Annotated in this window: 10 protein-coding genes and 1 pseudogene; 8 read left to right on the plus strand and 3 right to left on the minus strand. The window is 58.1% G+C overall.

Going from position 1 to position 8,766, the window contains the following annotated elements:
- Window positions 1-206: 206 nt before the first annotated feature.
- Window positions 207-953 carry an aspartate/glutamate racemase family protein gene (locus KYE_RS02380; RefSeq protein WP_008170030.1) on the minus strand — a complete coding sequence of 249 codons (747 nt, stop codon included), beginning with the start codon at window positions 951-953 and terminating at the stop codon, window positions 207-209.
- Window positions 954-1,238: 285 nt separating this feature from the next.
- On the opposite strand from KYE_RS02380, the gene puuE reads away from it, so the two are divergent.
- The 7 genes from puuE (at window position 1,239) to KYE_RS02415 (ending at window position 5,458) form a co-directional block, all read left to right on the plus strand.
- The gene (gene puuE / locus KYE_RS02385; protein WP_008170031.1) at window positions 1,239-2,174 is read left to right on the plus strand and encodes an allantoinase PuuE; all 936 of its coding nucleotides are present in this window, start codon (window positions 1,239-1,241) and stop codon (window positions 2,172-2,174) included.
- Complete coding sequence (locus KYE_RS02390; protein WP_008170032.1) at window positions 2,171-3,019, plus strand: bifunctional allantoicase/(S)-ureidoglycine aminohydrolase; 849 nt, start codon at window positions 2,171-2,173, stop codon at window positions 3,017-3,019. Before puuE ends, KYE_RS02390 begins: the two co-directional genes overlap by 4 nt.
- A gap of 20 nt (window positions 3,020-3,039) precedes the next feature.
- Entirely contained in the window at window positions 3,040-3,531 is a 492-nt protein-coding gene (locus tag KYE_RS02395) for an ureidoglycolate lyase (RefSeq protein ID WP_008170033.1), read from the plus strand.
- A 136-nt stretch (window positions 3,532-3,667) separates the two neighbouring features.
- Entirely contained in the window at window positions 3,668-3,904 is a 237-nt protein-coding gene (locus tag KYE_RS02400) for an HNH endonuclease family protein (protein WP_227497726.1), read from the plus strand.
- 16 nt (window positions 3,905-3,920) lie between these two features.
- On the plus strand, window positions 3,921-4,160 hold the full coding sequence (locus tag KYE_RS02405) for a hypothetical protein (protein ID WP_008170035.1): 240 nt from the start codon (window positions 3,921-3,923) through the stop codon (window positions 4,158-4,160).
- The gene (locus tag KYE_RS02410) at window positions 4,160-4,537 is read left to right on the plus strand and encodes an antitoxin Xre-like helix-turn-helix domain-containing protein (protein WP_008170036.1); all 378 of its coding nucleotides are present in this window, start codon (window positions 4,160-4,162) and stop codon (window positions 4,535-4,537) included. Before KYE_RS02405 ends, KYE_RS02410 begins: the two co-directional genes overlap by 1 nt.
- 93 nt (window positions 4,538-4,630) lie before the next feature.
- Window positions 4,631-5,458, plus strand: coding sequence for a metallophosphoesterase family protein (locus tag KYE_RS02415; RefSeq protein WP_008170037.1), 828 nt, complete (start codon window positions 4,631-4,633; stop codon window positions 5,456-5,458).
- Between the two features lie 207 nt (window positions 5,459-5,665).
- Here the strand turns inward: KYE_RS02415 and istB are convergent, their stop codons facing one another.
- Entirely contained in the window at window positions 5,666-6,421 is a 756-nt protein-coding gene (gene istB / locus KYE_RS02420; RefSeq protein WP_008170042.1) for an IS21-like element ISSpu5 family helper ATPase IstB, read from the minus strand.
- A gap of 11 nt (window positions 6,422-6,432) precedes the next feature.
- Window positions 6,433-7,341: pseudogene (gene istA, locus KYE_RS02425) on the minus strand (IS21-like element ISSpu5 family transposase); the annotation flags it as partial.
- 141 nt (window positions 7,342-7,482) lie between these two features.
- Between istA and KYE_RS02430 the strand changes: the two are divergent.
- On the plus strand, window positions 7,483-8,745 hold the full coding sequence (locus KYE_RS02430; protein ID WP_008170044.1) for a tyrosine-type recombinase/integrase: 1,263 nt from the start codon (window positions 7,483-7,485) through the stop codon (window positions 8,743-8,745).
- The last annotated feature ends 21 nt before the right edge of the window (window positions 8,746-8,766 follow it).

Here is an 8,766-nt window from a genome sequence, read left to right on the forward strand (position 1 = left end):
GAGTGCCTTGGAGGCGGTGCCGGGTGCTTCCTGGTAGGAAGCATCAAAATGGGTCTGTGTTTGAGGGGTGCTCATGGTCTTCCTCGTTGTGTATGCAGTGTCGTTGTCCACGCCGTTACCGGTGTAGATGTGTGTGCCCCGTGTGGTTCTGGTGGGGATTTATAGTTGGGACTGCATCAGATCTCTTGGCGGTGATGTCTTTTTTATTATTTATTCAGGTGAGAGAAACTCTCAAAGCGACCGACGAACGGCTTCGGACGCGGGAACGCCAGGTCACCGTGTTTGCTGGTGCCCAGGTTCAGTCCAACCAGGGCTTCCGACAATTTCACAGCGGCCGTGACGCCTTCGACAATTGGCAGACCGACGGCCTCCGAGATGTAATCGGTGAGGTCGGCCATGCCGCCACAACCGAGCACAATGGCGCCGATGTTGTCTTCTTCTTTTGCCCGCAGGCACTCTTCGATCAGGCGTTGAAGGGCGGCGTCCGCGTTGTCTTCCAGGTCCAGCACGGGGATTTCTGCGGCCCGAACCCGACGGCAGTGATGACTGAAGCCGTAGTTCTCCAACAGGTGCTCGGCAATAATGCCGGTACGTCCCAGAGTGGTGACAACGGAAAAGCGCGTGCTGATCATGGTGGCGACGTGGAAGGCCGCTTCGGCAATGCCGACAACGGGTGCTCGGGTGAGCTCCCGCGCTGCCAGGAGGCCGGGGTCCCCAAAGCAGGCGATGATGTAGGCATGAACAGGGTCGTCACCCCGTTCGCCGGCCAGGACCTCCTCGGCAACACCGACGGCGCTGATGGCTTCGTCGAAGTGGCTTTCGATGGACACCGGGCCGCTATCCGGCTGGGTTGCGGTAATTCTGGTGCCCGGTGCAGCCACGTTTTCGGCCGCTTTGCCGATGGTCTCGGTCATGCCGCGTGTGGTGTTGGGATTGATGATTCGGATATGCACGGTTTCCCCGGTTCGATTTTTTGGTGAACAAAACAATAAGTAATTGTACACAATCTAGAACGACTTCTGCGGAGGGTGCAAGTTTTTGTTGCAGAAAAATTGCAATCCTCAGGTTCTGCTGGGCGCTTAGCAGGCCATGAGCCCGGCCTTGAAGGCGATTCATCGCTCTGAGTGACGTAAATTTTTCACAAAAACAGATTTTTTGTATACAATTTTGTGTCAACGTAAAGTCAATAGCCCCGAAATCGATTTCCTGTATTAAGTTGAGGACGCGTAGTTATGAGTATGACAACGGATTACCCCCGTGACCTGATCGGCTATGGCCGTGATCTTCCGGAGGTTCGCTGGCCGGGCCAGGCGAGGGTGGCCGTACAGTTCGTGCTCAACTACGAGGAGGGCGGCGAGAACTGCGTGCTGCATGGTGATAGCCACTCCGAGCGTTTTCTGTCCGAAATTGTGGGCGCTGAGCCGTTTGAAGACCGCCATATGAGCATGGAGTCGATCTATGAATATGGCTCCCGGGTTGGGGTCTGGCGTTTGTTGAAAGAGTTCGAGCGCCGTGACCTTCCGCTAACGGTGTTTGGGGTTGCGATGGCGTTACAGCGTCATCCGGAGGTGGCGCAGGCCTTCCGTGAGCTGAGTCATGAGGTGGCCTGTCATGGCTGGCGCTGGATTCACTACCAGGACATTCCGGAGGACATCGAACGTGAGCACATGCGTCGTGCTATCGAGATATTCCAGGAACTTTACGGCGAAACGCCCATGGGCTGGTATACCGGCCGGGACAGTCCGAACACTCGTCGCCTGCTGATGGACGAGGGCAGTTTCCTGTACGACTCCGACTATTACGGTGATGATTTGCCATTCTGGGTTCAGCAACAGGATTCCGCTGGCGAGTCCCATAATCATCTGGTGGTGCCGTACACCCTCGACACCAACGATATGCGATTCGCAACACCGCAGGGTTTCAATACCGGGGATCACTTCTTCGAGTACCTGCGTGATGCTTTTGACGTTCTCTATGAAGAGGGCAAGGAAACGCCGAAGATGCTTTCGGTGGGGCTGCATTGCCGGCTAATCGGCCGGCCGGGCCGCTTCCGTGGATTGCAGCGTTTTCTCGACCATATTGAGTCCCACGACCGTGTCTGGGTGACACGTCGCGCGGATATTGCCCGGCACTGGGCAAAGCACCATCCTTTTGAATCCGGAGCACTCTTATGATCGACAGGCAAAATCCCTCTCCCTACTACGCACCGACCGGCGGCCATCCTCCCCAGACACAGCTGCTGACGGATCGCGCCGTGTTCACCGAGGCGTATGCCGTCATCCCGAAAGGCGTGATGCGGGACATCGTCGCCAGTTACCTGGCGTTCTGGGAAAAAACGCGTTTGTGGGTTTTGTCCCGCCCGCTCTCCGGATTTGCCGAGACCTTCTCGCAGTACATCATGGAAGTGTCTCCGGGTGGCGGTAGCGAGCGACCGGAGGTTGATCCCGGAGCCGAAGGCATTCTGTTTGTGGTGGAAGGCCAGATGACGCTGACCCTAGCAGGGGAAACGCATAAGATGGCGCCGGGTGGCTATGCATTTATTCCGCCGGGCAGTGATTGGGCGGTGCGCAATGAGTCTGGCTCAACGGTTCGGTTCCACTGGATTCGAAAGGCCTACGAAGCGGTGGATGGCGTCGACTATCCGGAGCCGTTTGTCACAAATGAAGCCGACATTGAGCCCATCGAGATGCCGGACACCAGCGGCTGCTGGGCCACCACGCGTTTTGTGGACCAGAGCGATATGCGCCACGACATGCACGTGAATATCGTGACCTTCCAGCCAGGGGGCGTGATTCCCTTTGCAGAAACCCATGTGATGGAGCACGGGCTGTATGTGCTCGAAGGCAAGGCCGTCTACCTGCTAAACAAGGATTGGGTGGAGGTGGAAGCCGGTGACTACATGTGGCTCAGGGCGTTCTGCCCCCAGGCCTGCTATGCCGGCGGCCCGGGCCGTTTCCGATACCTGCTGTACAAAGACGTGAATCGCCACATGAAGCTCAATGGCTTCGGTGCTCGCTGAAAAGCAAAGGGAAAACCATCATGCTGAAACTGACAGCCCAGCCTTTGACACCGGAAGCCTTCGCTCCCTTTGGCGATGTGATCGACAGCCGGAGCGCTACGAACTTCTTCCCCATCAACGGTGGCCGTACCCAGCGCCACCATGATCTGGCTGGTGTTGAGATACTGGGTGAGGGCGGCCGACCGATGATCAGTATTTTCGTGAGCCAGCCGGTGCAGGTTCCACTGCAGGTTGACTGTCTGGAGCGGCACCCGTTGGGAAGCCAGGCGTTCGTTCCCATGCACGGCGAGCGTTTCCTGATAGTCGTGGCACCGCCGGGCGACGGCATTGATCCGGAAGCGGTTCGTGCCTTCGTAACCGACGGACGGCAGGGTATCAATTACCGTGCAGGCACTTGGCACGCCGTGCATTCGGTCTTGGAGTGCGAGGGTGAGTTTCTTGTTGTTGACCGGGGTGGGCCAGGGCACAACTGTGATGAGCACCCAGTTCACGCGCTCATCACTCTGAATTGATCGAACCGTCGGTTGACATCGGGTTCTACCGTGTTTCCACAGACGGCTTTAAAACGGCTGTGGAAGTACCCCGAACGTTCGCTTTGCGACCATACCGTGTACCAAAAGCTTGTTCCTTGAGGGCACCAAACATGTTGTGCCGCTGGCCTGGGTTTGGGATCGCGGAGCCAGAGAATGGCTTGGCCAGAAGCGCCGGTCCATCGCCAATGATCCGGTTAATCTTTTGCCGGTCGAGGCGAGCCTGAGCAAGGGAGCCAAAGGCCCCGACGAATGGCTGCCCCCATTGGGCGAGTGCGGCTATGTAGCTCGCTTCGTTCGGGTGGTAAAGTCATACTATCTGCAGCCCACTGCCCCGGAGTTGGCCTGCTTGTGATTGCGGAGAGTGTGCCATGAAAACCAAACGCCCAACCGAAAAAGAACTCCTGGACGGCCTAGATGCCCACACGGCCCATGCGGATGAGCTGGCCGAGCCGCTCCCTCAGGAGCTTACACCTCTGGAACGCCTAAAGGGGACAGTCAAAGCCTACGAGCGACCAACTGATCCGGTTTGGGACGAGTGGTTCGACTCTGAAGGCGTTAGTGACGACTTTATGGAGGATCGAGAGCAGCCCAAGAAAGGACGAGAATAATGGCTATCGATAATGAAAAGGCCAAAGGGCATGTGGCTCTCAAGGGATTCTTTGGTATCTGTCGCGAGTGGGACTGCACCCAGGAAGAGATGATGCAGATGCTCGGCGGTGTATCCCGGAGCACGCTGGCCAAGTATCAGAAGCTGCCACACGTCACGCTCTCGCAGGATACCCTGGAGCGCATCAGCTACATCCTGGGCATCTACGAATCCCTGAGGGTTATGTATCCAACGGCCGAACGCGCCAATCGTCGGATTCGCCTGGAAACCAGTGAGCCTCCCTACCTTGGAGCGTCAGCCCTGGACTTTATGGCGCAAGGCTCCATGAAGCACCTCATGGAAACTCGACGCTACTTTGATGCAAAGCGGGCGGGGTGACCAGCCCCCGTCGACCAAGATTTTGGGCGGTCAGTTTGGTCACCTTTTTTGCTTGAGCGGTAGGAAATACGGAGCCAGCTCGAGAGGCCTTCCATGCTAAGGATCACCCGGATCGACCTGAACCCCTTTTTCACCTTGCCGCACCGCACCAGCGGCTCTGCCGGTGTGCCTCTGCATAATCGCCTGCCGTTTTATCGAGCCTATGCCACCGGCCTTCCGAGTCATGTGAAGAGTCTTGTGCTGACCTCTGATCCCCAGGGGCGAGAAGCCGGCAGTCAGAATCGGCTGCTCGGCGTGCCTGTGGCTGAGGCACTTTCGGCATTGTCTCGGGAAGGTGTCATTCCGGCTCCCGACGCGGTGTTTCTTTGCGGCGACCTGTACGACTATCCCGACTGCCACAAAAGGGGCGGTACTGGAACGGTAGATGAGGTGTTCCAGGCGTTTTCTGAGGTCACGCCCGAAGTTGTCGGCGTCCTGGGGAACCACGACCAGATGGATCATCCCGAAGCGCTTCCAGATAACACCACCCTTCTGGATGGCGGGGTGGTTAGGGTTTTGGGCAACCTGAACGTCGGTGGCGTCAGCGGTATCGTGGACAATCCGAATCGCAATCAACGGCGAACCGAGGACGATTTTCTGGCCGCACTGGAATCGGTAACCGATCAAGCCCCTGAGATCCTTCTGCTCCATCAAGGCCCAACCGACCCGGAACGGGCGGCTCGTCGGGGTGACCCCGGTGTCGCATTGTCACTTGAAACCGGCTTTCAAGGACTCACCGTGTTCGGCCATACTCGATGGGACTGGCCCTGGCTGATTTCTCTGGATGAGGGTCAGGCTTTGAATGTCGATGGGCGGGTCGTGGTGGTTTTGCCGGAGGTTGACGGAGTTTTCGGTTTCAGTGCAAAGGTCAAAATTCCATAGCCGGAAAAAATGTCCTAGAAACCGTGGACACACCATGGACACAATTTGGACACAGACAAATAAAAAGGGCCTACGTTTTCACGTAAGCCCTTGAAAAATATGGTGCGTAAACCGCTGAAGGTTGCCACCCATTCCACGTGAAGCCTGCCACCCGGACCGGAGCAAGGCTGCCACCCATCGGAGCGTAGCGACGCGGGGTTTCTCTTCTTACTCCGAAGTCTCAGTGCCCGTCAACTTTGCCTGCTGTTTTCGCATGGATTCGCCCCGCAGATTGATCTTGTAGGCGTTGTGTACGAGCCGGTCCAGGATGGCATCTGCCAGAGTGGCGTCACCGATGATGCCGTGCCATTCCTCGATGGGTAATTGGCTAGTGGCGATGGTGGAGCGCCGGCCATGTCGGTCTTCCAGCACCTCCAGCAAGTCCCGCCGGTTCTCCGCGCTCAGCTTCATCAGCCCCCAGTCATCCAGGATCAGCACGTCGACCTTGGCCAGGCTGGTCAGGAGCTTTGAGTATTGGCCATCGCCCTTGGCGATGGTCAGCTCTCGTAGCAGTCGGGTCAGGCGGACGTACTGGGCGGTGTAACCCTCCCGGCAGGCCTTGTGTGCCAGAGCACAGGCCAACCAGGTTTTCCCGACGCCAGTCGGGCCGGTGATGAGCACGTTCAGGTGTTCCTTCACCCACTGGCAGCTGGCCAGACTCTGGACAAGCCCTTTATCCAGGCCCCGTGAGTTCCGGTAATCAATGTCTTCGAGGATGGCGGCGTGTCGCAGCTTGGCCCGGCGCAGGCGGCTGCTCATGCGTCGGTTGTCCCGTTCCGTCATTTCCCGGTCGACCAGCAGGCCAAGGCGCTCCTCGAAGCTCAGGTCGGTAATGTCGGGGGTGGCCGATTGATCCGCCAGGGCGGCGGCCATGCCGGTCAGTTTGAGGGCGTGGAGCTTATCCAGCGTGGGATGCTTCAGCATGTCAGGTTCCTTCAGTGGTAGTAGGCGGGGCCACGGATGTTGTCGTGTGTGTCGGGTAAGGCCAGTTCTTGTTGCTCTTCCAGGGGCTGCTCATCCAGGCGATGCTTGAGGATGGATTCGATGCTCTTGTATCGGCAGCTGCCCAGCATCAGGGCGCGTTGGCAGGCACGTTCTAATCGTGCCTCGCCGTAGCTCTGGCCCAGCCGGAGAATGCCCAGACAGGACCGATAGGCCTGTTGCGGATGCTTTCTTGCCCCCAGCGCGGTACGGATAAGCTTTTCAGTTGCCGGTCCAGTCTTGGCTGCCCAGGCGGTCAGTCGCTCTGGGGTCCACTCGCCGGCTTGGCGATGGGACTCCGGCATGTGAGCAGCGATGGTGCTATGCCGACCCTTCTGATCCGAACGCCGGTGGCTGGCGATCCGGTTGCCCCGGTGGAAGCATTCGATGGTGTTGTGGGTGATCCGGACCTCCACCTCTTTCTTGATCAGGGTGTAGGGCACCGAGTAGTAGTGCCCATCGATGGCCACGTGGTAGTCGATGTGTACCCGGGCTTTTTTCCACTCGGCGTAGACATACGGCTCGGCGGGTAGCGGTTGTAGAACCGGCTGGTCCAGCTGTTTGAAGTGATCAAGCCGGCACCCGGGCAACTTGCGGAAGGGGCGGCTATTGAGCTTCTCCAACAGCTCACGGATGGTGGCGTTGAGCTGCCCCAGGGAGAAGTGCTGACGATGGCGCAGGGCCGCCAGGATCCAGCGCTCAACGATCAATACGCCACCTTCCACCTTGGCCTTGTCACGGGGCTTGCGAACCCGTGTAGGGACAACGGCCACGCCATAATGGCCAGCCATATCCTGATAGGTCGGATTGAGGTCCGGCTCGTAGCGATGGGCCTTGCTGACGCCGGAACGGAGGTTATCCGGATTATGTTCCCAATCCCATTATGTTCCGTTCACCCTGGAAGCCCTTGAATCCATAGGGAGGATCCCGTGTAAAAGGACACATAACGACAGATGCCGTTTGGGCGCATGATTTCCTTTCCTACATCCAGAAAGGAGATTGTCATGTTAGAACATTACTTCGTTAAGCCCGATACCATCGATGCGATCCGCGCTTCCTGGATCGCGGAACCGATTGAGCAGTACGTTGCGTGGTTAGCCGGGCACGGATACAGGCCCAGGGTAATCTTGCGGCGAGTCCCACTCCTGAGGCAGTTTGGCGAGTTTGCTCGCGATCATGGTGCCACGCAGTGGAGCGAGCTTCCGACTCATGTCGAGCCTTATGTAAAGCACTGGGTAAAGGTTCACGCCAAGAACGCATACCAGGCAAAGCGATGGGTGGCTAATGATGCTCGTACACCGATCGAGCAATTGCTGTCCCTGATGTTGCCCGATTTCCGCGGAACAGGTCGGAGACGGACCAGCCAAGATCCCTTCCTGGTTCAGGCACCGGGGTTCTTTGTTTATCTGCGTGAAGAACGGGGCCTGCGCGAGCTGTCTCTCCGGCACTATGGCCATTATCTGCATAACCTGGAAGCCTACCTGGCGCGAATCAACCTGCTGCATTTGTCCGAGCTCACTCCAGCCATACTCAGTGCGTTTGTGGTGGAGAGCGGTCGCCGATTGAGCCCGCATTCTATGACGGGGCTGTGCAGCTCCTTGCGAGTCTTCCTGCGCTACCTGTACCGCGAGCAGCTGATCAATCGCGATCTCGGCGCTACCGTAGAGTCCCCGCGTCGGTATCAGCTGGCCGATCTCCCGCGTTCGATCTCCTGGGACGACGTCCGGCGCATGCTAGATGTTGTTGATCGGCGCAGTGCTCTGGGCAAGCGCGACTATGCCATTCTACTTTTGCTCGTCACGTATGGACTGCGCGGCCATGAGGTGGCCGGATTGACACTGGAGCATATTGACTGGAAGAGAGAACGCCTGTTGGTGCCGCAGCGCAAGGCGGGACACACCACTGCGTACCCTCTCTCTTCAGTAGTAGGCGAAGCTATTCTCGACTACTTAAAAAATGCACGCCCACACGTCGAGGAGCGAAGGCTGTTTTTCCGGGTTCTGGCGCCCGTCCGACCTGTGACGGCGGTTACTGTGTCCAGCCGCGCGACGCACTACCTGCGCAAAGCGGGTATTAATGTCCGTCGCCCAGGTTCGCACACCTTGCGCCACACTTGCGTACAGCGATTGGTCGATGCCGAGTTCAACTTCAAGGTCATCGGCGATTACGTTGGTCATGCGTCGCCAAGTTCCACCCGCATCTATACCAAGGTGGACGTGGAAACCCTGCGCATGGTGGCGCTGGGCCACGAGGAGGTGCTGCCATGACCGCCTCCTTCCACAGCGTAC

Source organism: Marinobacter manganoxydans MnI7-9, assembly GCF_000235625.1.
GTDB lineage: Bacteria > Pseudomonadota > Gammaproteobacteria > Pseudomonadales > Oleiphilaceae > Marinobacter > Marinobacter manganoxydans.